This window comes from Nocardia sp. KT25-26, from assembly GCF_056627695.1.
The window spans coordinates 3963438-3989424 of the sequence record NZ_CM152813.1; the positions used below are offsets into that span (position 1 = coordinate 3963438).

27 protein-coding genes are annotated in these 25987 nt (G+C 70.6%); 9 read left to right on the top strand and 18 right to left on the bottom strand.

What is annotated here, in order from left to right; all coding sequences use genetic code 11:
* The 8 genes from pyk to AC1HFH_RS18125 all read right to left on the bottom strand — a co-directional run bounded on the left by pyk (position 1) and on the right by AC1HFH_RS18125 (position 8771).
* On the bottom strand, positions 1-1419 hold the full coding sequence (gene pyk, locus AC1HFH_RS18090; RefSeq protein WP_480243968.1) for a pyruvate kinase: 1419 nt from the start codon (positions 1417-1419) through the stop codon (positions 1-3).
* Positions 1420-1612: 193 nt separating this feature from the next.
* Complete coding sequence (locus AC1HFH_RS18095; RefSeq protein WP_480243969.1) at positions 1613-2065, bottom strand: TM2 domain-containing protein; 453 nt, start codon at positions 2063-2065, stop codon at positions 1613-1615.
* Positions 2066-2215: 150 nt separating this feature from the next.
* Positions 2216-3328, bottom strand: a complete 1113-nt coding sequence (lgt, locus tag AC1HFH_RS18100) for a prolipoprotein diacylglyceryl transferase (RefSeq protein WP_480243970.1) — start codon at positions 3326-3328, stop codon at positions 2216-2218.
* 55 nt (positions 3329-3383) lie between these two features.
* Positions 3384-4181, bottom strand: a complete 798-nt coding sequence (gene trpA / locus AC1HFH_RS18105) for a tryptophan synthase subunit alpha (protein ID WP_480243971.1) — start codon at positions 4179-4181, stop codon at positions 3384-3386.
* Entirely contained in the window at positions 4178-5446 is a 1269-nt protein-coding gene (trpB, locus tag AC1HFH_RS18110; RefSeq protein WP_480243972.1) for a tryptophan synthase subunit beta, read from the bottom strand. The genes trpA and trpB overlap by 4 nt, the downstream gene beginning before the upstream one ends.
* Complete coding sequence (gene trpC / locus AC1HFH_RS18115; protein ID WP_480243973.1) at positions 5443-6264, bottom strand: indole-3-glycerol phosphate synthase TrpC; 822 nt, start codon at positions 6262-6264, stop codon at positions 5443-5445. The genes trpB and trpC overlap by 4 nt, the downstream gene beginning before the upstream one ends.
* A 129-nt stretch (positions 6265-6393) precedes the next feature.
* Entirely contained in the window at positions 6394-7206 is an 813-nt protein-coding gene (locus tag AC1HFH_RS18120; protein WP_480243974.1) for a TIGR02234 family membrane protein, read from the bottom strand.
* Positions 7203-8771: an anthranilate synthase component I gene (locus AC1HFH_RS18125; RefSeq protein WP_480243975.1), complete on the bottom strand. Its 1569-nt coding sequence runs from the start codon at positions 8769-8771 to the stop codon at positions 7203-7205. The genes AC1HFH_RS18120 and AC1HFH_RS18125 overlap by 4 nt, the downstream gene beginning before the upstream one ends.
* A gap of 135 nt (positions 8772-8906) precedes the next feature.
* On the opposite strand from AC1HFH_RS18125, the gene AC1HFH_RS18130 reads away from it, so the two are divergent.
* The 4 genes from AC1HFH_RS18130 to AC1HFH_RS18145 all read left to right on the top strand — a co-directional run bounded on the left by AC1HFH_RS18130 (position 8907) and on the right by AC1HFH_RS18145 (position 11080).
* Positions 8907-9188, top strand: coding sequence for a hypothetical protein (locus tag AC1HFH_RS18130; protein ID WP_480243976.1), 282 nt, complete (start codon positions 8907-8909; stop codon positions 9186-9188).
* A 250-nt stretch (positions 9189-9438) separates the two neighbouring features.
* A complete protein-coding gene (locus tag AC1HFH_RS18135) occupies positions 9439-9903 on the top strand; it encodes a peroxiredoxin (RefSeq protein WP_480243977.1) in 465 nt (154 codons plus the stop codon).
* 55 nt (positions 9904-9958) lie between these two features.
* Positions 9959-10510, top strand: coding sequence for a permease (locus AC1HFH_RS18140; RefSeq protein ID WP_480243978.1), 552 nt, complete (start codon positions 9959-9961; stop codon positions 10508-10510).
* A gap of 144 nt (positions 10511-10654) precedes the next feature.
* Positions 10655-11080, top strand: a complete 426-nt coding sequence (locus tag AC1HFH_RS18145) for a MarR family winged helix-turn-helix transcriptional regulator (protein WP_480247890.1) — start codon at positions 10655-10657, stop codon at positions 11078-11080.
* A 12-nt stretch (positions 11081-11092) separates the two neighbouring features.
* Here AC1HFH_RS18145 and hisI read toward each other — a convergent pair whose 3' ends face one another.
* From hisI to priA, 4 genes are all read right to left on the bottom strand, one after another.
* Positions 11093-11437: a phosphoribosyl-AMP cyclohydrolase gene (hisI, locus tag AC1HFH_RS18150; protein WP_480243979.1), complete on the bottom strand. Its 345-nt coding sequence runs from the start codon at positions 11435-11437 to the stop codon at positions 11093-11095.
* The gene (hisF, locus tag AC1HFH_RS18155) at positions 11434-12213 is read right to left on the bottom strand and encodes an imidazole glycerol phosphate synthase subunit HisF (protein ID WP_480243980.1); all 780 of its coding nucleotides are present in this window, start codon (positions 12211-12213) and stop codon (positions 11434-11436) included. Before hisF ends, hisI begins: the two co-directional genes overlap by 4 nt.
* A 73-nt stretch (positions 12214-12286) precedes the next feature.
* Positions 12287-13096: an inositol monophosphatase family protein gene (locus AC1HFH_RS18160; RefSeq protein ID WP_480243981.1), complete on the bottom strand. Its 810-nt coding sequence runs from the start codon at positions 13094-13096 to the stop codon at positions 12287-12289.
* Between the two features lie 8 nt (positions 13097-13104).
* A complete protein-coding gene (gene priA, locus AC1HFH_RS18165) occupies positions 13105-13836 on the bottom strand; it encodes a bifunctional 1-(5-phosphoribosyl)-5-((5-phosphoribosylamino)methylideneamino)imidazole-4-carboxamide isomerase/phosphoribosylanthranilate isomerase PriA (RefSeq protein ID WP_480243982.1) in 732 nt (243 codons plus the stop codon).
* A 216-nt stretch (positions 13837-14052) separates the two neighbouring features.
* Here priA and AC1HFH_RS18170 point away from each other — a divergent pair, with 216 nt between their 5' ends.
* The 4 genes from AC1HFH_RS18170 (at position 14053) to AC1HFH_RS18185 (ending at position 19626) form a co-directional block, all read left to right on the top strand.
* A complete protein-coding gene (locus AC1HFH_RS18170; RefSeq protein ID WP_480243983.1) occupies positions 14053-15861 on the top strand; it encodes a cutinase family protein in 1809 nt (602 codons plus the stop codon).
* Positions 15862-16051: 190 nt separating this feature from the next.
* Positions 16052-18958: a serine/threonine-protein kinase gene (locus AC1HFH_RS18175; protein WP_480243984.1), complete on the top strand. Its 2907-nt coding sequence runs from the start codon at positions 16052-16054 to the stop codon at positions 18956-18958.
* A 24-nt stretch (positions 18959-18982) separates the two neighbouring features.
* Entirely contained in the window at positions 18983-19234 is a 252-nt protein-coding gene (locus AC1HFH_RS18180; protein WP_480243985.1) for a hypothetical protein, read from the top strand.
* A complete protein-coding gene (locus AC1HFH_RS18185; RefSeq protein WP_480243986.1) occupies positions 19234-19626 on the top strand; it encodes a DNA-binding protein in 393 nt (130 codons plus the stop codon). Before AC1HFH_RS18180 ends, AC1HFH_RS18185 begins: the two co-directional genes overlap by 1 nt.
* A 41-nt stretch (positions 19627-19667) precedes the next feature.
* Here AC1HFH_RS18185 and hisH read toward each other — a convergent pair whose 3' ends face one another.
* From hisH to AC1HFH_RS18215, 6 genes are all read right to left on the bottom strand, one after another.
* A complete protein-coding gene (gene hisH, locus AC1HFH_RS18190) occupies positions 19668-20303 on the bottom strand; it encodes an imidazole glycerol phosphate synthase subunit HisH (protein ID WP_480243987.1) in 636 nt (211 codons plus the stop codon).
* Positions 20300-20917, bottom strand: a complete 618-nt coding sequence (gene hisB / locus AC1HFH_RS18195; RefSeq protein ID WP_480243988.1) for an imidazoleglycerol-phosphate dehydratase HisB — start codon at positions 20915-20917, stop codon at positions 20300-20302. Before hisB ends, hisH begins: the two co-directional genes overlap by 4 nt.
* 38 nt (positions 20918-20955) lie before the next feature.
* Entirely contained in the window at positions 20956-22092 is a 1137-nt protein-coding gene (locus AC1HFH_RS18200; RefSeq protein WP_480243989.1) for a histidinol-phosphate transaminase, read from the bottom strand.
* Positions 22089-23426, bottom strand: a complete 1338-nt coding sequence (hisD, locus tag AC1HFH_RS18205; RefSeq protein ID WP_480243990.1) for a histidinol dehydrogenase — start codon at positions 23424-23426, stop codon at positions 22089-22091. Before hisD ends, AC1HFH_RS18200 begins: the two co-directional genes overlap by 4 nt.
* A gap of 203 nt (positions 23427-23629) precedes the next feature.
* Entirely contained in the window at positions 23630-23917 is a 288-nt protein-coding gene (locus AC1HFH_RS18210) for a putative quinol monooxygenase (protein WP_480243991.1), read from the bottom strand.
* Positions 23918-23944: 27 nt separating this feature from the next.
* Entirely contained in the window at positions 23945-24985 is a 1041-nt protein-coding gene (locus AC1HFH_RS18215; RefSeq protein ID WP_480243992.1) for an aldo/keto reductase, read from the bottom strand.
* A gap of 140 nt (positions 24986-25125) precedes the next feature.
* Between AC1HFH_RS18215 and AC1HFH_RS18220 the strand changes: the two genes are divergently transcribed.
* Positions 25126-25977 carry a helix-turn-helix transcriptional regulator gene (locus AC1HFH_RS18220; RefSeq protein WP_480243993.1) on the top strand — a complete coding sequence of 284 codons (852 nt, stop codon included), beginning with the start codon at positions 25126-25128 and terminating at the stop codon, positions 25975-25977.
* Positions 25978-25987: the final 10 nt, after the last annotated feature.

Below are 25987 nucleotides of genomic sequence, written 5' to 3' on the forward strand. Positions count from 1 at the left end.
CTAGTGGTCCTCCTCACCGATACGGTGCACGTGGATCAGGTTGGTGGAACCGACGGTACCCGGTGGGGAGCCGGCCACGATCACCACCAGGTCACCCTTGCGGTACCGCTCCAGCGACAGTAGCGCCTGATCGACCTGCCGGATCATCGCATCGGTGGATTTCACAGTCGGCACGATGAACGTTTCGGTACCCCAGGTCAGCGCCAGCTGGCTGCGCACCTCGGGCAGCGGGGTGAAGGCCAGCAGCGGCAGCGGGGTGTGCAGCCGGGCGAGCCGGCGCACCGTATCGCCGGACTGGGTGAAGGCGACCAGCGCCTTGGCACCGAGGCGTTCCCCGATATCGCGGGCCGCGTAGGAGATGACGCCGCGCTTGGTGCGGGGCACATGGGTCAGCGGCGGTACCTGCGGGGATTCGGTCTCCACGGCGTGCACGATGCGGGCCATGGTGCGCACCGTCTCGATCGGATACCGGCCGACCGAGGTCTCCCCGGACAGCATCACCGCATCCGCACCGTCGAGCACCGCATTGGCGACGTCGGAGGCCTCGGCGCGGGTCGGCCGGGAGTTCTCGATCATCGATTCGAGCATCTGGGTGGCGACGATGACCGGCTTGGCGTTCTCCCGGGCCATCTGGATGGCCCGCTTCTGCACGATCGGGACCTGCTCGAGGGGCAGTTCCACGCCGAGGTCGCCGCGGGCGACCATGACGGCGTCGAAGGCCAGCACCACGGCCTCGAGATTGTCGATCGCTTCGGGCTTCTCCAGCTTCGCGATCACCGGCACCCGGCGGCCCACCCGGTCCATCACGTCGTGGACCAGCTCGACATCGGCCGGGGACCGGACGAACGACAGGGCGATGAAATCGACACCCAGTTTCAGGGCGAACTCGAGATCTTCGATGTCCTTGTCCGACAGCGCCGGCACCGAAACATCCATACCGGGCAGCGAGACGCCCTTGTTGTTGCTGACCGGGCCGCCCTCGGTGACCCGGCAGACGACGTCGTTGCCCTCGACGCGGTCGCAGACCAGACCGACCTTGCCGTCGTCGACCAGCAGCCGGTCGCCCGGTTTGGCGTCGGCGGCCAGCTGCTTGTAGGTGGTGGAGACGCGATCGTGGTCGCCTTCGATATCGTCGACGGTGATCCGCACCTGTTCGCCGGTGGCCCACATGGTCCGGCCTTCGGCGAACCGGCCCAACCGGATCTTCGGCCCCTGCAGATCGGCGAGGACCCCGACCGCGCGGCCGAGGTCGTCCGAGGCCTGGCGCACCTTCTTGTAGTTGTCGGCATGGTCGGAATGCTCACCGTGGCTGAAGTTCAGCCGCGCTACATCCATGCCGCTTTCGACGAGTTCCCGAATCCGCTCCTCGGTGGCGGTAGCCGGCCCGAGGGTGCACACAATCTTCGTCCGTCGCATCACACACCGAGCCTAGCCTGCCCGCCTCTCCGCGTCTTTCGGCCATACCAGTAGCCACGTGCGGATTCGGTCACAGGTCCCACCAGAGTGCCGCGGAAGTCCGGGCGTACCCGGCGAGTTACCCATGTACTCACGAAATCAGTCGTTCCGTGCCGTAGCCACTGGGCAGCTCGCCGGGTGTGCCGTGGTCGTCGACTCAGTCGCGCAGCGGGCGACCCTCGGCGTCGGGGACCTTGCCGGTCAGCATCATGATGCCGTCGATCAGCGCCCAGAAACCGCAGCCACCGCAGGTGACCAGCTGCAGGATGCCGATGGTGGTGTGCCCGGTGTAGAACCGGCCGACACCCAGCGTGCCGACGAACAGCTGCAGCAGGCCCGCGGTCAGCTTCTGCTTGTCCGACAGCGGAACGCCGTACTGGTCACGGCCGTAGGGTGCCTCCGGGTCGGGGTAGCCGGGCGCGCCGGCCGGGTACCCCGGCTGCGGCTGGGCGTAGGGATCCGCGGGGGTGCCGTACTGCGGCTGACCCGGCGCCGGCTGCCCGTACTGCGGCTGACCGTATTGCGGTTGCCCGGGCTGCGGCGGCATACCCGGCTGCTGGCCGTACTGCGGCCCCCCGGCCCCGGGCTGGTTGTGGTACGGGTCGGTCACTCATGTCCTCCATCATTAGTGCGGGCACCCTCGTTTCGGCCCCCGGTCAGGTTGGCGATCGGCCGAACACCGTTGTGCGCCCGTGACGATCGCGACCATTCTTACGGGAGAACATGCGTTGAGGCCAACCGAGATGACCGATTCGCCCGATTATTTCCCGGTCGGCTTCGCGGATTCCGACTCGGCGTCGCCCCGTTCCGCATCCACCGGTCCGGCCTCGGCGGCCGGCTCCGGCGCTGCCGCCGCTGCGGTGTCTTCGCCCGCGTCCGGGCCGGTCGTGGCGGTCGCCGACTCCGTTTCGTCGGAGGATTTCCGCAGTTCCGGCCCGGTGTCGGCCGCGGCCGCGGCTGCAGCGCGCAGCTTGCCGAACTGCCACGGCCAGGGCCGCGGTTCCTCGGCGGGCTGCAGTTGCCCCGGGGCCTCCCGGCCCTTCGTCGCCAGCAGGAAGTAGGCCATCGCGCCCAGGAACACCAGGGCCGAGGTGAACGAGTTGATCCGGATACCCAGCAACTGGGTCGCCTCGTCGTCGCGCATCAGTTCCACGAAGAACCGTCCGAAGCTGTAGCCGGCGACGTAGAGTGCGAACAACCGGCCGTGCCCGATCCGGAAGCGCCGGTCCACCAGCACCAGCAGCACGACGACGAGCAGGTTCCAGATGATCTCGTACAGGAAGGTCGGGTGTACGACGTCCTGAACCTGACCGGTGGAGACGCCGTTCATCATGTCCGGGGCCCCGGTCTCGGGATCGAACCGGTAGTACAGTTCCAGCCCCCAGGGCACGTCGGTGTGGCGCCCGTACAGTTCCTGGTTGAAATAGTTGCCGAGCCGGCCGATCGCCTGCGCCAGCAACACGGCGGGCGCGAGGGCGTCGCCGAGCGCCGGCAGCGGGATCCGGTTCACCCGGCAGCCGATCCAGGCGCCGACACCGCCGAGGAACACCGCACCCCAGATGCCGAGCCCGCCCTGCCAGATGTAGAGCGCCTCGATCGGATTCTTGCCCTCGCCGAAGTATTTCTGCCAGTCCGTGGCCACGTGGTAGAGCCGCCCGCCGATCAGGCCGAACGGCACCGCGAACATCGCCACATCGAGGACCGCGCCGGCCCGGCCGCCCCGGGCCTGCCAACGGCGTTCACCCCAGAACAGGGCGACGATGATGCCGACGATGATGCACAGTGCGTAGGCCCGCAAGGGGAACGGACCGACGTGCCAGACGCCCTGCGGCGGGCTGGGAATGTAGGCCAGAACTGGGTTGGTCACGGCCACCACCGTAGCGGACGGACCAGGCCCCGGCGCGGCCCGCACGACCGGGCCGGTCCGGTCAGACCTGCACCGCGCTCCGCACGCCTTCGGCGAGCTCTGCGGTCAGCTTCCGCACGGCCGGCAATCCGTCGGCGGCGGCGGTCACCAGCGCCGAACCGACGATGACACCGTCGGCGTAGCCGGCGATCTCGGCCGCCTGGGCACCGGACCGCACCCCGAGGCCGACCCCGATCGGGATATCGGAATGCGCGCGCACGCGGGCACACAAGGCCGGTGCCGCCGACGATACGGCGTCCCGGGCCCCGGTGACACCCATGGTGGAGGCCGCGTACACGAATCCCCGGGATGCTTCCAGGGTCTTGACCAGCCGTTCCTCGGTCGAGGACGGGGCCACCAGGAAGATCCGGTCCAGGTTGTGGGTGGCCGAGGCGACGAACCAGTCGTCGGCTTCCTCCGGAATCAGGTTCGGCGTGATCAGGCCCGCACCGCCGGCTGCCGCGAGATCGCGGGCGAAGGTGTCGACACCGTATTTCAGTACCGGGTTCCAGTAGGTCATCACGACGGCCTGGCCGCCGGCCTCGGTGACCGCCTCGACCACCGAGAACACGTCCCGGACCCGTACGCCGCCGCGCAGGGCCTGTTCGGCGGCGACCTGGATGGTCGGGCCGTCCATCACCGGGTCGGAGTAGGCCACGCCGACTTCCACGATGTCGCAACCCGATTCGACCATGGCGCGGCACGCCTCGATCGAACCGGCCAGATCCGGGTACCCCGCCGGCAGATAGCCGATGAGGGCGGCGCGGTTCTCGGCCCGGGCCGCCGCGAAGGTGTTGGCGAGGCGGGACTGCTGACTCACTGCTGCGGCTCCTCGCTCGCGTCGTCGAACAGACCGAACCAGCGGCCCGCGGTATCCATGTCCTTGTCGCCCCGGCCGGACAGGTTAACCAGCACGACGGCGCCCTCGCCGAGTTCGCGGCCCAGTTTCAGGGCGCCGGCCACGGCATGGGCCGATTCGATGGCCGGGATGATGCCCTCGCTGCGGCTGAGCAGCAGCAGCGCATCCATCGCCTCGGTGTCGGTGATCGGGCGGTATTCGGCGCGGCCGGTGTCTTTCAGATAGGCGTGTTCCGGCCCGACGCCCGGGTAGTCCAGGCCCGCGGAGATCGAATGCGATTCGACGGTCTGGCCGTCCTCGTCCTGCAGCAGGTAGGAGTAGGCGCCCTGGAACGCGCCCGGTGTGCCACCGGTGAAGGTAGCCGCATGGCGTCCGGTCTCGACGCCGTCGCCGGCGGCCTCGAAACCGACCAGCCGCACCGCCCGGTCGGCGAGGAACGCATGGAAGATGCCGATGGCATTGGAGCCGCCACCGACGCAGGCCGTCACCGCGTCCGGCAGCCGGCCGATGCGTTCGGTGATCTGCTCCCGGGCCTCCAGACCGACGACCCGCTGGAAATCACGCACCATCAGCGGGAACGGATGCGGACCGGCGGCGGTGCCGAAGCAGTAGTAGGTGTCGTCGGCATTGGTGACCCAATCCCGGAGCGCTTCGTTGATCGCGTCCTTGAGCGTCCGGGAGCCGGTGGTCACCGACACCACCTCGGCGCCCAGCAGCCGCATCCGGGCCACGTTCAGGGCCTGCCGGGCGGTGTCGACAGCACCCATGTAGATGATGCAGTCCAGGCCGAGCAGGGCGCAGGCGGTCGCGGTGGCGACACCGTGCTGCCCGGCGCCGGTCTCGGCGATCACCCGGGTCTTACCCATCCGCTGGGCCAGCAGCGCCTGACCGAGCACGTTGTTGATCTTGTGCGAGCCGGTGTGGTTGAGGTCCTCGCGCTTGAGGAAGATCCGCGCGCCACCGGCGTGCTCGGCGAGCCGGGTGCACTCGAAGATGGGGGACGGTCGGCCGGTGTAGTCGCGCTGCAGCCGGTCCAGCCGGTCCAGGAAGTCGCGGTCGGTGCGGCACTTCTCGTACTCGGCGGTGACCTCCTCGATCACCGCCATCAACGCCTCGGGCACATGCCGGCCGCCGTAGGCGCCGAAGTGGCCGCCGGCGTCGGGCTCGTAGTCGCTGTGCTGGGCGACCCCGGCGCTGGCGGGGGGAAGTGCGTGCGAGCGGGTCACCGGATGCTCCGGCGGGCCGGCTTCGGGCAGGACGGGTGGGTACCGGCGGTCACCAGCTCCGAGACCGCGGCTCGCGGATCACCGCTGGTCACCAGGCCCTCGCCGACGAGTACCGCATCGGCACCGGCGCCGGCGTAGGCCAGCAGGTCGGCGGTACCGCGAATACCGGATTCGGCGACCCGGATCACCTCGGTCGGCAGGCCGGGCGCGATCCGGGCGAAGACGTCCCGATCCACGTCCAGGGTCTTGAGGTCGCGGGCGTTCACGCCGATCACCGAGGCACCGGCTTCGAGGGCGCGGTCGGCTTCCTCCTCGGTGTGCACCTCCACCAGCGCGGTCATCCCGAGCGATTCGGTGCGGTCGATCAGCGAGGCCAGGACGTCCTGCTGCAGCGCCGCGACGATCAGCAGAATCACGTCGGCGCCGTGCGCCCGGGCCTCATGGATCTGGTAGGGGCCCACCACGAAGTCCTTGCGCAGGATCGGGATGTTCACCGCGGCGCGGACCGCGTCCAGATCGGCCAGCGACCCACCGAACCGGCGACCCTCGGTCAGTACGCTGATGATCCGCGCACCGCCGTCGGCATAGGACTTGGCCAGATCAGCCGGATCGGCGATATCGGCCAGCGCCCCCTTCGAGGGGCTGGCGCGCTTCACCTCGGCGATGACACCGATTCCGTCCTCGTGCAACGCAGCGGTCGCGTCGAGCGGGGCCGGGGCGGCGGCCGCCGCAGCCTTGATCGCCGGGAAGTCGAGGCGGGCCTCACGGGCGGCCACATCCGCCCGGACCCCGTCGAGAATCGAGTCGAGTACCGTCATCTGGCTCGAATCCTTTCTGGGGAGACGGACTTCTCACCTGAAGAATCCCCCCAGGCGCTGTCTCACCGATGCTGACAAAGAATAAATGGGCTCACCGCGCCGTCCGGAGGCGGGGTGCCGATCGTCACCTCAGTCCGGCCGGTCGCTCCGGCGACCGGCCGGGCCGTCACCGGCGTCGTCCGCGGCCGGCCCCGGGGCAGGCGGCCGGTCGTCGGCCCGGTCCTCGGTGGGATCGGTGCCGGCGTCGAGCGCATCCCACAGCACCCGCTCCGACAGCGGTTCGGCGCCGGTGCCGGCACCGGCGCGCTGCCGGCCGACCTCTTCGGTGGCCGCTGCCCGGCGGGTCACCGGATTCTCGTAGCGCCCGGACAGGGCTCGGGTACCCGCGGGCATCCGGGCCAGCAGCACCCCGGCGACCAGCGCCAGGGCGGCCGCCAGCACCGACAGCAGGGCCGGTGCGGGCATCGTCTGTACCTCGGTGACCACGGCCCGGCCCGGCAACTCCGCGAGCGAGCCGGCCCGTGCGGCGGGGTCACCGGCGTCCACCAGGATCGCGAACCCGGGCACGGCGGCGACCGCGGCCACCAGCGCCACCAGCCCACCGAGAATCCGGCGCAGGACCCCACGGGTGGCCAGGACCGCGGCGATCGACGCCAGCAGCACGAGGGCCAGCGGTGTGAGCGCGCCGAACCAGACCGACCCGTTCAGGTCGTCGGTCCGGGGCCGGGTGAGCCCGTCTTCGGAAGCGACGCTGACCCAGGTCATCCGGGAGGAGGCCCACAGGCCGGCCGCCGCGAGCGCGAGCAGCACCACCGCACCGACCGGGCGGCTGCGCCGGTCGTTCTCCGGCGCCGGTGTCGCCGGGCCGGAGGACGCTGTCGCGCCGGCTGCCACGTCGTCGGGATCTCCCGGCGCGGCGCCGGCCGGCTCCGTCCCGGTCACGAGGCACCCGCGGCGCCCGGGCCGCCGGTCTCGCCGTCCGCCCCGACGGCGCGCATCGTGCCGGCCGCGGCCACCGCCCGCAGCACCGCCATCGCCTTGTTCTTCGACTCGGTGTCCTCGTAGTCGGGGTCGGAATCGGCGACCACGCCGGCACCGGCCTGGACATAGGCGATGCCGTCCTTGAGTAGCGCGGTGCGGATCGCGATCGCGGTATCGGCATCGCCGGCGAAGTCCAGATAGCCGACCACGCCGCCGTAGACCCCGCGCCGGGTGAGCTCCAGCTCCTCGATCAGCTCCATCGCCCGCACCTTCGGTGCGCCGGAGAGGGTGCCGGCCGGGAAGCAGGCCCGCACCGCGTCCAGGGCGATCTTGCCGGGCGCCAACTGCCCGGACACCGTCGACACCAGATGCATCACGTGGCTGTAGCGCTCGATGTGCCGGTATTCGCCGACCCGCACGGTGCCCGGCCGGCAGACCCGGCCCAGATCGTTGCGCCCCAGATCGACGAGCATCAGATGCTCGGCGTTCTCCTTCTCGTCGGCCAGCAGGTCCTTCTCGAGCAGGATGTCGTCCTCCTCGGTGGCGCCCCGCCATCGGGTGCCGGCGATCGGATGAGTGGTGGCCACCCCGTCGTGCACCGTCACCAGGGCCTCCGGACTGGACCCCACGATCGAGAACGCGGTCGTACCATCGGCGTCCGGGATGTGCATGAGGTACATGTACGGGCTCGGGTTCGAGGCGCGCAGCATCCGGTACACGTCCAGCGGGGAGCCGCTGTAGTCCATTTCGAAGCGCTGGGAGAGCACCACCTGGAAGGCCTCACCGGCCTCGATCTCCTTGACCAGCTGCCGGACGTCGGCCCCGAATTCGGCGGTGGTGCGCTGCCGGCGATAACTCGGATCGGGCCGGTCGTACACCGACACCGTGGACGGCGCGGGCGCGGCCAGTGCGGCGGTCATCCGGTCCAGCCGGGCCACCGCATCGTCGTAGGCCGCATCGACGCCCTCGGTGGTGCCGTTCCAGTTGACCGCGTTCGCGATCAACGTGATCGCGCCCTCGTGATGGTCGAACGCGGCGAGGTCGGTCGCCAGCATCAGCACCATGTCGGGCAGCTGCAGATCGTCGGTGGCCAGTTCCGGGAGCCGCTCGATCCGGCGGACCGCGTCGTAGCCGAGGTAGCCGACCATACCGCCGGTCAGCGGCGGCAGATCGGGCATCCGCTCGGTCCGCAGCAGTTCGAGGGTCCGGTGCAGCACCTCGAGCGGGTCACCCCCGGTGGGTGCGCCGTCGGGGACGGTGCCGAGCCAGGCGGCTTCCCCGGCGGCCACGGTCAGCGCGGACGGACTACCCGCGCCGATGAAGGACCAGCGCGACCAGGAGCGGCCGTTCTCGGCGGATTCGAACAGGAAGGTCCCGGCCCGGTCGCCGGCCAGCTTCCGGTAGGTCGAGAGCGGAGTTTCCGAGTCCGCCAGCACCTTTCGGGTCACCGGGACGACCCGGTGCTCCGCCGCCAGGTGCCGGAACTGTTCGCGGGTCGTGGTGGTGGGTGTCGGCGCGGCGTGCATGTCCCCATCATCCCAGGCGCGTCGAATCCGGCTCCCGCAGGGCCGCCACCCTCACCGCACCGGGCGGTGATCGATATCACTACACTCGCGACGTTCCATGTCGCATGCGGTAATCCATTCGAGAGGAGACCATCGATGTACCCCTCGCACCAGGCCGCGCCGGAAATCCCCCGGCACGTTCCCGGGCAGCAGGCCCCGATCGCCACGAATCCGGTGTCCGCCCCCAGCAGCGCCCTGACCGCCTTCGTCGGTTACGCCCGGGAGCTGCAGACCCTCGACAAGGCCCGGTTCCCCGAGGTCTATGCCTGGAACGCCGACCGGATCCGGGAGCTCGAACCGCTGTTGCGGGTGCACGGCATCCTCGATGTGATGCAGATCCGCAATCCGGAGATCGCGGCGCTGGTCTCGTCCTCCTGATTTCGGGGCACTGCTGTCGGCGGGTTCCGAAGGCATTCGCGCCGGTGACACACCGGCGCAGCCGCCGGGTCGGAGGCGGCGCCCGTCGAACACGGCACCGAGTCCCATGCGGCCGACCGTCCGGACCTGCCGGCATCCGGTCGCTGCGGAGCCGGAACGACCGAGCTCGCCCTGTCCGCAGCGCGGCGGACGGGGCGAGCACGCAGTCCGGCAACCGGACCGGTGCCTGCGGCTCGGTTAGTCTCGGCTCATGCAGCAAGGTCAGCGCGCCCCGCAGTTCGAACTCCCCGATCAGTCCGGAGCCTCCCGCTCCCTCGACGATCTCCTGACCGACGGCCCCCTGGTGCTGTTCTTCTACCCTGCCGCCAACACGCCCGTCTGCACCGCCGAGGCCTGCCATTTCCGCGATCTCAGCGGTGAGTTCGCCGAACTGGGCGCCCGGTGCGCCGGAATCAGCACCGATTCGGTCGACGTCCAGTCCGGTTTCGCGGAGAAACAGCGGCTCGGCTATCCGGTGCTGTCCGATGCCGACGGCACGGTGGCCGCGGCATTCGGCGTGAAGCGCGGCCTGCTGGCCCGCATCGCCCCGGTGAAACGGCAGACCTTCGTGATCGACACCGACCGCACGATTCTGCAGGTGATCTCCGGCGAGTTGCGCGCCGCCGTGCACGCCGACGAGGCGCTGGCCTTCCTCCGCAGCCGCGGCGCCGCCTGATCCGACACGCCTCGGGTTCACGGCCGCTGTGCCCGTCGGCGCCTAGCCTGGCGGTATGACGACCGGCGAAGCTCGACCGGAAGAGAGCAAGCCCGCGATCAGCTGGCGCAACCGCGCGATCGGTGCGGTCGCGGTGGCCGTGGTGCTGGTGATCACCTACTTCATCCTGGCGGCGTTCATCCCTCGCTGGTGGGCGCAGCAGATCGGCCGCACCGTGCACGGCAGCTTCACCCAGGGCATCTGGTGGGGCCTGGTGTACGGACTGGTCTGCACCCTGGTCCCGCTGGTGCTGATCCTGTTCGCGGTACGGGTCTGGAAGAAGCGCGGCGGCAAGTTCCTCGCGGGCGTCGCGGTCCTCGGCGCGGTGGTGTTCGCGATCCCCAACCTGATGACGCTGACCGTCGTCCTCGGCGCCAACAGCGCCTCGCACGCCGGCCAGCGGATCATGGACGTCGATGCCCCGGCCTTCCGCGGCGCCTCCCTCGTCGGTGCGGTGGCCGCGGCGGCGCTGTTCGCGCTCGCGCTGATCTGGCTCGGCCGGCGGGCCCTGCGCCGCCGCCGCGCCACCGAACCACCGGACCAGGCACCGCCGCCGAGCACCGAGTGACGGGCGGATTCCCACCCATCGCCAGCGACGCCGTGGCAAACTCGGATCAGTGAGTGGCGCAGTACCCGACCCGCCGCTGGCTGTGAAGGATGGCATCCGGTGACGAAGTGGCTCGATCCTGTCGAACAACGCGCATGGCAGGCCATGGTGGCGCTGATGACCCGGCTGCCCGGGGCACTCGACACCCGCCTGCAGCGCGATTCCGGGCTGACGCATTTCGAGTTCCGGGTGTTGAGCCTGTTGTCCGAGGAAGCCGGGCACCGGCTGGTGCTGCGGGAACTGGCATACAAAGCAAATGCCTCGCTATCGAGGCTTTCACATGTGGTGTCCAAACTCGAAGGCGTAGGCTGGGTCCGCCGTGAGACGATCACCGGTCGGCGCGGTGTCCACGCGATACTGACCGATGCCGGATTCGCCAAGGTCGTCGAGGCGACGCCGGGATACGTCACCGCGGTCCGGGAGCTGGTCTTCGACGGGCTTACCCCGGCGCAGACCGCCGAACTGGCCGACCTGCACGCCGGGCTGGCCGACCGTCTCGCCCGGGCGCTGGCCGCCGACTCTCGCGGCTGACCCGCCGCGGCGTCAGGGCAGGGGCAGCAGGACGTCGGTGTCGAAACAGGTGTGGGTACCGGTGTGGCAGGCCGCCCCGACCTGGTCCACGACCAGCAGCACGGTGTCACCGTCGCAGTCCAGGCGCACTTCGTGCACGTACTGGGTGTGGCCGGAGGTCTCCCCCTTCACCCAGTACTGCTGCCGGGAGCGCGAGTAGTAGGTCGCCTTCCGGGTGTCCAGGGTCCGGGCCAGCGCCTCGTCGTCCATCCAGGCCATCATCAGCACGGCACCGGTGGCGCGCTCCTGCACGACGGCCGCGATCAGACCGGCTTCGTTGCGCTTCAGGCGGGCGGCGATCGCCGCGTCGAGGCTCATCGGACCGTGATCCCTTCGGTGCGCATGGCATCCTTCACTCCCCCGATGGTCAGATCGCCGAAGTGGAAGACGCTGGCCGCGAGCACGGCATCGGCACCGGCCCGGACGGCGGGCGCGAAATCGCCGACCGTGCCGGCACCGCCGCTGGCGATCACCGGGATCGATACCGCCCGTCGGACCGCCTCGATCATCGGCAGGTCGAAACCGTTCTTGGTGCCGTCGGCGTCCATCGAGTTCAGCAGGATCTCGCCGACACCGAGTTCGGCGCCCCGCACCGCCCATTCGACGGCGTCGATCCCGGTGCCGCGTTTACCGCCGTGCGTGGTCACCTCCCAGCCGGACGGTGTCGCGGACCGTCCTTCGGCCGGCACCACGGTCCGGGCGTCCACCGACAGCACGATGCACTGCGAGCCGAACCGCTGCGACATCTCCCGCAGCACCTCGGGGCGGGCGATCGCGGCGGTATTGACCGACACCTTGTCGGCGCCCGCCCGCAGCAGCCGGTCCACATCGTCGACGGTGCGGACGCCGCCGCCGACGGTGAGCGGGATGAAGATCTGCTCGGCGGTGCGAGTGACCACATCGATCATGGTGCCGCGGTCCCCGGTGGACGCGGTGACGTCGAGGAAGGTCAGTTCGTCGGCGCCCTGGGCGTCGTAGGCGGCGGCCAGGGCGACCGGGTCGCCGGCATCCCTCAGGTTCTGGAAGTTCACGCCCTTGACCACGCGGCCGGCATCGACATCCAGGCACGGAATCACGCGTACGGCCAGTGTCATGTGCTTCGTCCTCGTTCCTCGCTGGTCTCGTCCATCCCGGCGCCGCCCGGGTCGCCGAGTGGGCCGGGCGCGGTCACCGCGCGACCGTGCCGATCATGTCGAGCAGTTCCTCGTGTACACCGGGCGCCGCGGCCAGCACCGAACCGGAGGTGATCGTCCACGGCTCGCCGGCCAAGTCGGTGACGACCCCGCCTGCGGCCCGCACCAGCGCCACCCCGGCGGCGTTGTCCCACGGATGATGTCCGAACACGATCGCCCCGCCCAGCACGCCCGCCGCGGTATAGGCCAGGTCGATCCCGGTGGCGCCGTGCATGCGCACCCGGGAGGACAACCGGCTCAAGGCACCGAGCAGGTCGAACCGGAACTGTCCCGGGATCCGGCCGGCCGAGTCCAGGTTGAACGCACCGAAGCCGATCATGGCGTCGGCGAGCCGCCCCTTCGGCAGCGGCGGCAGCGGTTCCCCGTTGCACAGCAGCGGCCCGTCGGCGACGGCCGCGTACCTCCGGTTCAGCAGCGGCAGCCAGGTCAGGCCGAGCACCGGTGCGCCGTCCCGGACCAGCGCCAGCAGAGTGCCGGACAGCGGATGCCCCGCGGAATAGTTGAAGGTGCCGTCGATCGGATCGAGCACCCAGGCCGTGCCACTGCTCAGCTCGGGGCCGCCGAACTCCTCGCCGTGTACTTCGATCCCGGTGCGCCGCTCCAGCTCCGCGGAGACGAACCGTTCCAGCTCCAGATCGAGTTCGGTGGCGAAATCGTTGCTGCCCTTGGCGACCGCACTGGGCGCACCGACACCTTCGACGAAGCGGGGAACGGTCGCATCGAGCACCCCGCTCGCGATATCGAGCAGGCCGGTCAGGTCATCGGGGCGGGCGAGCGCAGTCACCGAATGCCTCAGCGGACCGCGTCGAGCGCTTCGGGCAGGGTGAACCGGCCCGCGTACAGGGCCTTGCCGATGATGGCACCCTCCACGCCCTCCGGTACCAGCCCGGCGATCGCGACCAGATCGTCGAGTGCGGAGATCCCACCGGAGGCGACCACCGGGGCTTCGGTGGCATTCGCCACCTCGCTCAGCAGGTCGAGGTTGGGCCCGGTGAGCGTGCCGTCCTTGGTGATGTCGGTGACCACGTAGCGGGAGCAGCCGTCGCGTTCCAGACGTTCCAGCACCTCCCACAGGTCGCCGCCGTCGCTCACCCAGCCGCGGCCGCGCAGCCGGTACTCACCGTCGGTGAGCCGCACATCCAGGCCGACCGCGATCCGGTCGCCGTATTCGGCGATGGCCCGCGCGCACCACTGTGGGTTCTCGATGGCGGCGGTGCCGAGATTCACCCGCGCGCATCCGGTGGCCAGGGCGGCTTTCAACGAGTCGTCGTCGCGGATTCCGCCGGACAGCTCCACCTGCACGTCGAGTTCCCCGATCACCCCGGCCAGCAGGTCCCGGTTCGAGCCCCGGCCGAACGCCGCGTCCAGGTCGACCAGATGCACCCACTCGGCGCCGGCCTCCTGCCAGGCGAGTGCGGCATCGCGGGGCGATCCGTAACCGGTTTCGCTACCGGCCTCACCCTGCACGAGGCGCACGGCCTCTCCGTTCGCGACATCGACCGCGGGCAACAGCACAAGACTCACTCCGACCAGGGTAGTCGGCCGCCCGGATCCGGCCGACTCCGGGCGCCGCCGGTGCGAGCTGCACCACGCCCCGCCGACGCCGGGCGGTATACCGCGGGCAACCTGCCGGGACCGGGGCGCCGTAACGCAGGCCACCTCCGCCGCGACGTTCCGGGTGGCGCACGGCCCGTCGGGGGGCCTGCCGAGTCCGGTCGTCGACAGAAACGGAATCTGGACATGGCTCTAGGCGAGTTCGTGGCGCGGCATCGAATTGCCGCCGCCGCGGGTGCATTGGCAGTCCTCGGAACCACCGCGGTGGTCGCCGCCTCGTTCGGCCTGGTGTCAGGACCGCGCACCGAGGAAACCCGGTTGACCACCTCGGTCACCGAATGCCACGACATGGTGACCATCTCGGTCGCCGGACGGCGCGACACACCCGATGCGGCGACGACGAAACTGCTGCTGGACGCGAACGGCAACGAACTGCCCGCGGCACTGTCGGACGACTACAGCAGCGAATGGGTGGACCCGGTGGTGAACGCACCGGACGGCGCCGTCGATCCGGATTCCTACGCCGCGGTGTACATCGCCTACCCCGCGAACATGGCCTCCTACGAGGACGCGGTGAATGCCGGGGTGGCCAACACCCAGCAGGTGATGCGCGAGATCTCGGCCGCCTGCCCGGACACCCGCTTCGCGATCGTCGGCTACAGCGAGGGCTCCGATGTGGTGCGGCGGGTCGCGCAGGAAGTGGGACACCAGGAACCCGCCGCGGACGGCAGTTACGAGACGGTGAATCCCGACCAAGTGGTCGGTGTGGTGATTCTCGCCGACCCGGGCCGTTCGGCCGGTGACGGCACGTTCATCGGCGCCGACGACCCGTTCAGCAACCCGGACAATTTCGATCAGGCCTATCAGGACGGCCGCACACCGGTGTCCGGGCGCGGCGTATCCACCGACACCAGTGGCGGGTTCGGCGCCCTGGACGGCAAGGTCGCCTCGTTCTGCAACGAGGGCGATCTGACCTGCGCGGCGCCGGAGAACATCTCGCTGCTGCAACTGGCCGCCAATGTCGGCCGGCAGCTGAATGTCGATGCGCTCGAAGCGGAGGGACTCACCCCGGCGACCGGCCAGGACGTCGCGGTCACGCTGGCGAATGTCGGATTGGCCGCGCTGGCCGATATCTCGGCGCAGCCGAACTGGATGGCGAGCGACGAGACGTTCCTGGAGGTGCTGCTGCGGGTGTCGAGCCCGTCGTACGACGGACCGCCGGAGACGCCACCGGAAACCGAACCGGCCGACACCGTCGCTGCCGAGGAGCTCTCCGGGCTGGCCTATCTGCCGCAGAAACTGTTCAACGAGGTCGTGGGCCTGATCGTGACCAACCAGAACACCATTCCGGTGATCATGAGCGACCCGTACAACCTGACGCTCGGCCCGAACGCCAGCGGCCACCATTTCGACTACTGGCGCGACGCCGCACCCGAGGACGGCAAGCCGCTGACCTCCGCCGAATACGCTGCCGCATGGCTCACCCACCTGGCGAAGCAGGCTCAGGCGGGTGAGCCGGTCGACACCACCACGGCCCCCGACGAATCCGATGTCGCCACCCTGGCGACGGTGGTCGAGGAGCAGACCCGGCCGGCCCAGGAGAAGTGGGAGGACGATTCGGAGCCCGCGGCGACGAGCACCGCCCCGGCCACCACCTCGGCGTCGACCACGTCGGAGTCGGCCACCTCGGCGACCACCGAAACCTCTGCGACGCCGTCGACGACGACCGAATCCGATGCCGCGGCGGAATCGGCAACCGAGACCGCCACGCCGTCCACCACCCCGGGCACTCCGGCGGCCACGACGACATCCGAATCCGAACCGGCCACCACGGCACCGGAATCCGAACCGGCCACGTCGTCGTCGAGCGCCGTACCGGAGCCGACCGAGACGGAGACCCCGGAATCCGGCACGGATCCCACCCCGGCGTCGACGGTCACCCCGACACCGACCGTGACGACCACGGCGGAGGCCGCACCGGCCCCCGCCGAATAGAAGCCTGCCGTCCGGGTGCTGGGGTAGCGCACCCGGGCGGCGGCACCATCGACCGGCTGTCCCCGATCGGTTGCACCGATTACATTGCGCATACGACGAATACGTGTCACTGCGTACCGGGGTACGGTGGTCCCGGCGCGTACGGTGCGCGTCCGGCATCCACCGGGATGCGGTACGCCCGGGGGTGATCATGCTCGAGTCCGGAGCGGTGTTCGCTGGGCACCGCATCGAACGGCTGCTGGGCCGCGGCGGTATGGGGTCGGTGTACCTCGCCCGGCACCCGCGGCTGCCGCGCCTCACCGCGCTGAAGGTGCTGGACCCGGACGGTTTCGCCGACGAGGTATCCCGGGCCCGGTTCGAGCGGGAAGCCGCGGTCACCGCCCGGCTGGACCATCCGAACATCGTGACGGTTTTCGATCGCGGGTTCGAAAAGCACCGGCTGTGGATCTCGATGCAGTACGTCCGCGGTGCGGATGCGGCCGGTCTCGACCCGGACACCGCCGCGCCGGAACGGATCGGGCGAATCATCACCGATATCGCCCGGGCACTGGACTTCGCTCATCGGCGCGGCATTCTGCACCGCGATGTGAAACCGGCCAATATCCTCATCGCCGCCGAACCGGACGAGCCGGAGCGGGCGCTGCTCACCGATTTCGGAATCGCCTGGCTGCGCGACGGTTCGGCACAGATCACCCGGACCGGGACCGTCGCCGCCACGCTCGCCTACGCCGCACCGGAACGGCTCGGCGGCACCGGTACCGACGCCCGATCCGACCAGTACTCCCTGGCCTGCACCATGTTCCGGATGCTGACCGGCACCACCCCGTTCGCCGCCGACAGCCCGGGCGCAGTGGTCCGTGGCCATCTGGACGCGCCGCCACCGCGGATCACCGAGACCCGCAACGATCTGCCCGCCGCCCTGGACGATATCGTCCTTCGCGCGCTCGCCAAGGACCCCGCCGAACGCTTCCCCACCTGCACCGAATTCGCGAATGCCGCGGTCGCCGCCCTCACCGGGACCGACCCCACCCGGCCGCAGCCGGCCCAGACCCCCGCCTCCCCGGACGGGGATTCCCCGACCCGCCCCTCGCAGGCGATCCGGCACCCGTCCGGCAGCACCCGCGCGCCGGGCACGAACCTCGGCGGTTCCGCCCGCCTCGGCAGTTCTGCTGCCGCTCTGCCCTCCGTATCCGGCGGCCCCGATGTCACGCGAACGCCCCGACGCCCGGAACCCGACGTTCCTTCGCCGACGCGAGACCGCTCGGCACCGGACGGCACCCGGCCCGGGGCTCCCGGCAAGACACCCCGATCGGGCCCCGCGGAACGACAGGGTCACCCCACGGGATTCCGGTCGGCGCCGGATGCACCGCATCCGGGCACCCCGCGGTCGACCGCACCCGAGCGGAGGGCGTCGGGTCAGGCCGGCCCGGCCGCTGTCGGACACCGCGAGTCCGAGCGCGCCCCGGCCGGTCCGGAACAGCACCTACCGGTCCCGGCGACCCCGCCCCGGACCCCAACCGATGCGGTGCCACCCGCCCCGGCTGCTGCGCCGGTTCCACGGGCAACACCGTCCCCGGGTTCCGATACCGGGACGGAACCACCACCTTCCGCGGCACAGCCCAGGCCCGGACCGTTCTCGGTGCGGCTACCGCCGATGTCGGTGGCCCCGGCAGCGGATGTACCGACACCCGGCCCGGCGGTTGCCGAGCGGCCATCACAGGCCGCGGCCGCCGACCGGCCATCGCCGGCAATGGGCGCTGCGCGACGCGGTGCGCCGAACACGGAACGGGGTGGCGCTCGGGCCGGCGGCCTCGGCGAGCCCGGCAGTTGCCGCGCGTTCACCGGCCCGAAGCGCTCGGGACCGCCACCGCGGGCGGACGAGACATCGGCGGGTGCCCGGCGCGGTCGCTCCGAACCGACGTCGCGCCGGGCACCGCAGACCGGTCGCGGCACAGGTGCGGTACAGCCGTTCCGGTCTGCCCCGGAAGCCGCGGCCACCCCGGCACCGACCGATTCGGCCACTGCCCGGCCGGCAGGTTCACCGCGGATGGGAGCGGTCGACCACACCGTCGGCGGGAACGTGAACGATGCCGGGGAACGGGCGCGGAGCGACCGGCTCGCCCGGACCGATCCGGCGCCCGCCCACGCCGCGCTGCAGGTCCGCCCCGGCGCACCGAGCGCGGGCTCCGGCGTGGGCCGATCCACCGGTGCCGACGCAGCACCGCGGCAGCCGAAGCATCCGGATGCTCGCCCGCCGACCGGCCGAGGGCCCGGGGCCTCGGCATCGGTGAGCCTGCCGGTCACTGCACCCGGACCGGATGTCACATCCGGCACCGAGGCCGCACCACAGCCCGCGGCACGCGGCGGACCCGGCCACGGACCGAGCGCGGGGACGCCGGACCCGGCGGTGAACCTGACGAAGGCGGGCGGCGCCGCGCCCGGGCAGTCGTCCGGTCCCACGCGGCACCGGACGCAACCACCGCAGACGAAGCCACTGCCCGAGACCGTCCGGCCACAGCAGCCGCACAAATCCGGCAAGTGGAAATCGAAACGGCGCCGGTTCCGGTCCGCCGCCTGGCTGATCCTGATCGTGCTGGTCACCACCGCCGGAACCGGTGGCTATCTGCTCTACCGTCACCTGTCACCCACCCCGCACGAATTGATCCGAAGCGCCTTCCCCACCCTGATCCCCGCCACCGCCGGCGGATCGGGGTACCAGGGCGCGCAATGCACCCATGCCGCGCCCGGACAGACCTTCCGTGGCCTCGATCTCGGTAATTGGACCGGTGGCTGGCTGTGCGTCCCCCGCCCCGGAACGGACCGGCCGAGGTACGCCATCCTCGCCTATGCGTCGCGGGCCGACCGGGAATCCACCGCAATCGGCCTCGATGCCGACTGGTTCCGGGTCGAGTACGTCGCCGGTGGCTCGTCGGGCTGGGGAACGTCGTACTACGTCGCCGAACCCCGGATCGTGTCCGCACCGCCCGGCAAGGACCGGAACCGGCTGCTGCTCTACGCCGACCACGGCGGAACGGTCGACGACTTGCAGGCATGGTTGTGGGAGCTACCGGTGGGCCCAGGAACCCGACCCGGGTAATACTACCGGTGGTAGCATTAAGTCATGGGTGACACCAAGAAGTACTCGATCAGCATTCCGGAGGCGTTGGCCGAAGCCATCCGGGCCCATGTCGGCCCGGGAGCGTTCTCGGCCTATGTGACCGAGGCGCTCGAACAGCGTGTTGCGATGGAGAAACTGGACGCGCTGGTCGACAGCTATGAGCGCGACCACGACCCCATTACCCAGCAAGAGGTCGACGATGCCGCCGCAATCCTGCGCCATCAGAAGCGAGGCTCTGGCGGGGCTGCTGCCTGATGGGCGGAACACTGCTCCTGGACTGCGAGGGGCTGTCGAAACTGTACTCGGACGACCGCCGAATCCTCACGTTCGTGAAGGCGGCCCGCCACGAGGGCATGCGCGTCGCGACAACCGCCATGACCCGGCTGGAAGCCGAGTACGGCAAAGTCCCCGTTGCACGGGTGCGCTGGGCGCTGTCCCGCTTGGACATGCACGACATCACCCGCGATGTCAGTGATGCTGCGGCAGCACTACTGCGCAGCCACGGCCTCAACGGCCACAAGTACGCCATCGACGCGACCCTCGCCGCTGTTGCCCGGTCTGCCGACCGACCGGTGACCGTATTGACGTCGGACCCCGAGGATCTGACGATGCTGTGTGGACCCGAAATCTCGATAGTCGAGATATAGCCGTCATTACCTGATGCGATCCCCGACCCGACGACAGGGCGCTACAGCACCCCGATCCAGTTGCGCAGCAACTCGGCCCCCGCATCCCCGGACTTCTCCGGGTGGAACTGAGTGGCCGACAATGCCCCGTTCTCGACGGCCGCGAGAAATTTCGAACCGTGCTCGGACCAGGTGAGTTTCGCGGGGGCGATGTGCTCGTTGTCGGGCAGCTGCCACTCCTGGGCAGCGTAGGTGTGCACGAAGTAGAAGCGGGTGTCCGGGGACATGCCGGCGAACAGGACACTGTCGGCGGGGGCGGCGACGGTGTTCCAGCCCATATGTGGCAGCACCGGGGCCTGCAGGCGGGCGACGGTGCCGGGCCACTCCCCGCAGCCCTCGGTTTCGACGTCGAACTCGACGCCGCGGTCGAACATGATCTGCATGCCCACGCAGATGCCGAGGACCGGGCGACCCCCGGCCAGCCGCTGGCCGATGATCCGCTCACCGCGGACGGCACGCAGCCCGGCCATGCAGGCGGCGAAGGCGCCGACACCGGGCACGACGAGGCCGTCGGCGGCCAGCGCGGCCTGCGGGTCGGCGGTGACCTCCACCTCGGCGCCGGCCCGGACCAGGGCCCGCTCCGCGGAGTGCAGGTTGCCGGAGCCGTAGTCCAGCAGGACGACCTTCTTCGCGCTCACAGCACACCTTTCGTGGACGGCACACCACTGGTGCGCGGGTCGATCTCGACGGCGGCGCGCAGGGCCCGGGCCACCGCCTTGAACTCGGCCTCGGTGATGTGGTGCTGGTCGCGGCCGTACAGCACCCGCACATGCAAGGCGATCCGGGCGTTCTGCGCGATCGATTCGAATACGTGTTTGTTCAGCACCGTCGAATACGAGGCACCCGGCCCGGCGCTCGGAATCACCGTGTGCACCAGGTGATCCGGCTCCCCGGTGAATACACAGTAGGGGCGACCGGAGACGTCGACGACCGCGTGCGCGAGGGTTTCGTCCATCGGGATGTAGGCATCACCGAAGCGGCGGATGCCCGCCTTGTCGCCGAGGGCCTTCCCCAGTGCCTGACCGAAGACGATCGCGGTGTCCTCCACGGTGTGGTGGGCCTCGATCTCGATATCGCCCTCGGCCCGCACGGTGAGGTCGAACCCGCCGTGCGCGCCGAGCGCGGTGAGCATGTGATCGTAGAACGGCACACCGGTGCTGATATCGGTTCTGCCGCTGCCGTCGAGATTCAGCTCGACGAGGATATTCGATTCCTTGGTGGCGCGCTCCACCCGCGCAGTTCTCCCGGTCATTGTTCCTCCACAGGCGGATTCGGTGGGCTGGCGAAGTGTCAGTGGGATACGAGTTCGGTGGCCGCGATCTCCCGGCTCACCCGCAGGAACTCGTCGTTCTCGGCGGCCAGGCCGATGGTGGCGCGCAGGTGGCCGGGGATTCCGACGTCCCGGATCAGCACGCCCCGATCGAGATAGTGCTGCCAGGCCCGCGGCGCCTCGGCGAACCGGCCGAACAGTACGAAGTTGGCGTCGCTGGGTACGACGTCGAACCCCAGCTCGGTCAGTTCCGCGATGACCCGGTGCCGCTGCGCCACCAGCGCTGCCACGCTGCCGAGCGTCTCGTCGGCGTGCCGCAGCGCCGCCCGGGCGGCCGCCTGGGTGACCACCGACAGGTGGTACGGCAACCGGACCAGCAGCAGGGCATCGATGACCGCGGGGGCGGCGACCAGGTAGCCCAGTCGGCCCCCGGCGAAGGCGAAGGCCTTGCTCATCGTGCGGCTCACCACGAGTTTGGCCGGGAACCGATCGATCAGCCCGACCGCGCTGGGTGCGGCCGAGAATTCACCGTAGGCCTCGTCCACCACCACGATGCCGGGCGCAGCTTCGAGCAGCCGGGCCAGATCGGCCGCCGGGATGCTGTGCCCGGTGGGGTTGTTCGGGCTGGTCACGAACACCACATCGGGCCGGCGTTCCCGGATCGCCGCGACGGCGTGGTCGATGTCCAGGGAGAAGTCGGCGCTGCGTTTCGCCTCGATCCATTCGGTGTCGATGCCCTCGGAGATGATCGGATGCATCGAATACGAGGGCACGAACCCCAGCGCGGTCCGGCCCGGCCCGCCGAACGCCTGCAGCAGCTGCTGCAGGATCTCGTTGGAGCCGTTGGCCGCCCACAGATTCGCGGTGCCGACGGCCACCCCGGTCTCCCGGGTCAGGTAGTCGGCCAGGTCGGTACGCAGGGCGACCGCGTCCCGGTCCGGATACCGGTGCAGATCGGCGGCGGCCGCCCGGACCGCCTCGGCGACATCGTCGACCAGCGCCCGGGTCGGCGGGTGCGGATTCTCGTTGGTGTTGAGTTGCACGGGCACACTCAGCTGCGGGGCGCCGTATGGAGATTTGCCGCGCAGGTTCTCCCGCAACGGCAGATCGGCCAGGGTGGCGCCGGCGCCGGGCAGCGTATCCGACGCGGCGGTCACGACAGTGCCTCGAACCGTGCGCGGACGGCCTGCCCGTGTGCAGGCAGGTCCTCGGCATCGGCGAGCGCCACCACATGCCCGGAGACATCCTTCAGCGCCGCTTCGCTGTATTCGACGATGTGGATGCCGCGCAGGAAGGTCTGCACGCTCAGCCCGGACGAGTGCCGGGCACAGCCGGCCGTCGGCAGTACGTGGTTGGAACCGGCGCAGTAGTCACCGAGGCTGACCGGGGCGTACGGGCCGACGAAGATGGCGCCGGCGCTGCGCACCCGGGCCGCCACGGCGGCGGCGTCGGCGGTCTGGATCTCCAGGTGTTCGGCGGCGTAGGCATCGACCACCCGCAGGCCCTGGGTGAGGTCGTCGACCAGTACCGTCCCGGACTGCTTCCCGGTCAGCGCGGTGCGGACCCGTTCGTCGTGCTTCACGACGGCGAGCTGCCGGGTGAGCGCGGTATCGACCGCATCAGCCAGTTCGGCACTGTCGGTGACCAGCACGCTGGCGGCGAGCACATCGTGCTCGGCCTGGCTGATCAGGTCGGCGGCCACATGCACCGGGTCGGCGGTGGCGTCGGCCAGGATGGCGATCTCGGTCGGGCCCGCCTCGGCATCGATGCCGACCAGGCCGCGGCACAGCCGTTTGGCGGCGGTGACGTAGATGTTGCCGGGCCCGGTGATCATGTCCACCGGTGCGAGCGGTGCCGCGTCGGTGTCGGTACCGCCGTAGGACAGCAGTGCCACCGCCTGGGCACCGCCGACCGCCCACACCTCGTCCACGCCGAGCAGTTTCGCCGCGGCCAGCACCGTCGGGTGCGGCAGCCCGCCGAACTGTTCCTGCGGCGGGGAGGTCACCACCAGGGATTCGACCCCGGCCGCCTGCGCGGGCACCACGTTCATGACGACGCTGGACGGGTAGACGGCGTTACCGCCGGGCACGTACAGGCCGACCCGTTCGACGGGCACCCACTTCTCGGTGACGGTACCGCCCGGAACGACCTCGGTGACGGTATCGGTGCGCCGCTGATCGGCGTGCACCTTCCGGGTGCGCTCGATCGCCACCTCCAGGGCGGACCGCACGGCCGGGTCCAGGTCGGTGAGGGCGCGATCCAGCTCCGCGACCGGCACCCGGACGGTGGTCGGGCGCACCTTGTCGAACCGTTCACCGTACTCGAGGGCGGCCTCGGCACCGCGTTCCGCCACCGCCTCCACCACCGGCCGGACCTGATGCAGCACCGAGTCGACGTCGACTCCCCCGCGCGGCAGCGCGGTGCGCAGCTCGGCAGCGGAAGGAGTACGACCGCGCAGATCGACGCGGGCGAGCTCGAGGCGACTGGTCATATCGGTGTGCAGTCCTGTCTGTGCTGATCGGTTTCACCGCGGCGCGCCGGACCGGCCCGCCTGCACTACCAGCCTATCGGTCCGCGTCCAGCAGTTTCCGGGCAGATCCCCTCGACCGGCGAATCCGCGCGGCCGGTGCCACCGGGCGGCACGGCGACCGGGGTACCGCCCCGAGGGCGCCCCAGCACCGGCACACCGGCGGACTACTCGGCCACCAGGCGTTTCACCACCATAGGCTCGGCCAGTACCTCGTCGAGCACGTCCCGCACCCGCCGGAAGTACTCGGTGCCGAAGTGCTCGTCCAGGGCGGCACCGCCGGTCCACTCCTCCACCAGCACCATCGACGCGGGGTCATTCGGGTCGGCATACGGACGGTAGGCGAGACACCCCGCCTCGGCCAGCGACGGCTCGATCATTGCCTCCAGCGCGGTGCGCAGCCGATCCTCCCGGCCGGGCGCCGCCCGGAATTCGGCCACCACGTGCAGCGTCATCTGTTCTCCTCGAGGGTCGTCCACCGGTCAGGGGCGGATGGGTCCGGTGCCGGCACCGGTCTCGGTCAGGGCGGTGGCGATATCGGCACGGTCCTCGTCGGTGAGGTCGAGGGCGAGCCCGCCGATCCATCCGTCGATCTGTGCCGGGGTGCGGGCTCCGGCGATCGCCCCGGTGACACCGGGCCAGCCGGTGACCCAGGCCAGCGCCACCTCGGCCACCGTGCCGCCGCGCCGCTCGGCGACCGGCCGCAACGCATCGACGAGCGCCAGGTTCGCAACCAGGCCGGTGGTGAAGTCGGGATGGGTCGCGCGCCAATCGCCGTCGGACAGCGAGGCGGCCCGGTCGGCGGTGAAGGCCCCGGTCAACAACCCGGACTGGAGCGGCGAATAGGCGATGACGCCCGTCTCGTGCTCGGCTGCCCAGGCGATCTGCGCGGCAGCCGACCGATTGATCAGCGAGAACGGCGGCTGGATCGCGTCGACATGGGCGATCGCCTCCGCTTCGTCGAGCGCGGCCACGTCGTGGTTGGACAGCCCGATGGCTCGTACCTTGCCCTCCTTCTTCAGGTCGGCCATCACCTGCCAGTACTCGGCCAGCGGGGTGGCCGACTCGGACGGGGCCGCATCCGCGCCGTAGACGAACACCGCGCCGGTGTCCGGCCAGTGCACCTGATACAGGTCGAGATGGTCGACACGCAACCGGCGCAGCGAATCCTCCAACTCGGCGCGCACCGTCTCCGGCCGCATGATCCGGCGCGGTGGACCGCTGCGGTCGTCGCCGTCCGCCCAGATCAGGCCGGTCTTGCTGAACAGGTACGGGCGGTCGGCGGCCGGGAGGTCCGCGAGTGCGGTGCCGACGAGTTCCTCGGCATGCCCCAGGCCGTACGCCGGGGCGGTATCGATCCAGTTCAGGCCACCGGCCACGGCATGCCGGACGGCGGCCACCGACTCGGCGTCGTCGGTGTGCCCCCAGGAGTACTGCCACCCGGCACCGGCGATGACCCAGGTGCCGAGCCCGAGCGGGGTGAGGTCCATCCCGGTCGAGCCCAGCGGACGCGCGCTGTTCACGGCGTCTCCTCTCGCACTGCACCGGAACCGTTCCGGCGCGGAACCGACTCTGCGCCGCGGAGCCGCGACCCGGCAGTGCTGGTCGTTCCTGGTCAGCGCATGACCACCCGTATCGGGACCGCCACAGCGATACTGGACCGGTGCGCCCGAATCGACGTGTCGAACTGGCCGAATTCCTCCGATCCCGCCGCGCCCGGCTTCGGCCCGAGGAAGTGGGGTTGCCCAGCGGGGGCAGCCGGCGCCGGGTGCCGGGACTGCGCCGGGAGGAGCTGGCGCTGGTCGCCGGGGTCAGCGTCGACCACTACATCCGGCTGGAGCAGGGCCGGACGTTGCAGTTCTCCGAATCCGTCCTGGACGCGGTGGCCCAGGCATTACGACTGGATCCGCTGGAACGGGAGCATCTGCATCGGCTGGCCCGCCCGTGGGCGGGGCCGGAGATCCCGGCCGCGCAGCAGGTGCGCCCGGGGCTGCGGCGGCTGCTGGATTCGACGCCCGATGTGCCCGCCTACGTCGTGGGCCGGGCCACCGATGTCCTGGCCTGGAACGATCTCGCTGCGGCCCTGCTCACCGATTTCGGCGCCCTCGCCCCGGCCGAGCGGAATCTGGCCCGGCTGGTCTTCCTCGACGAGGGGATGCGGGCGCTGTTCGCGGACTGGCCGGGTAAGGCCGCCGACGTCGTCGCCTACCTGCGCCTGGACCTCTCCCGCCACCCCGGGGACCCGCGGCTGACCGGACTGCTCACCGAACTCGCCGATGCGGCTCCGGAGTTCCGCCCGCTCTGGGATCGCCACGAACTACGAGACAAGACCCACGGCCGCTACCGCTACCGGCATCCGGTGGTCGGCCCGCTCGAACTCGCCTTCGAGACCCTCCGCCTGCCCGACGACCCGGATCAGGCGCTCATCGCCCAGACTGCCGCAGCCGGTTCGCCTTCGGAAGTGTCCCTGCGGCTGCTGGCCCAGTGGGGCACGAAACGGGTGCCGTCCTGCTGATCGGCAGCGT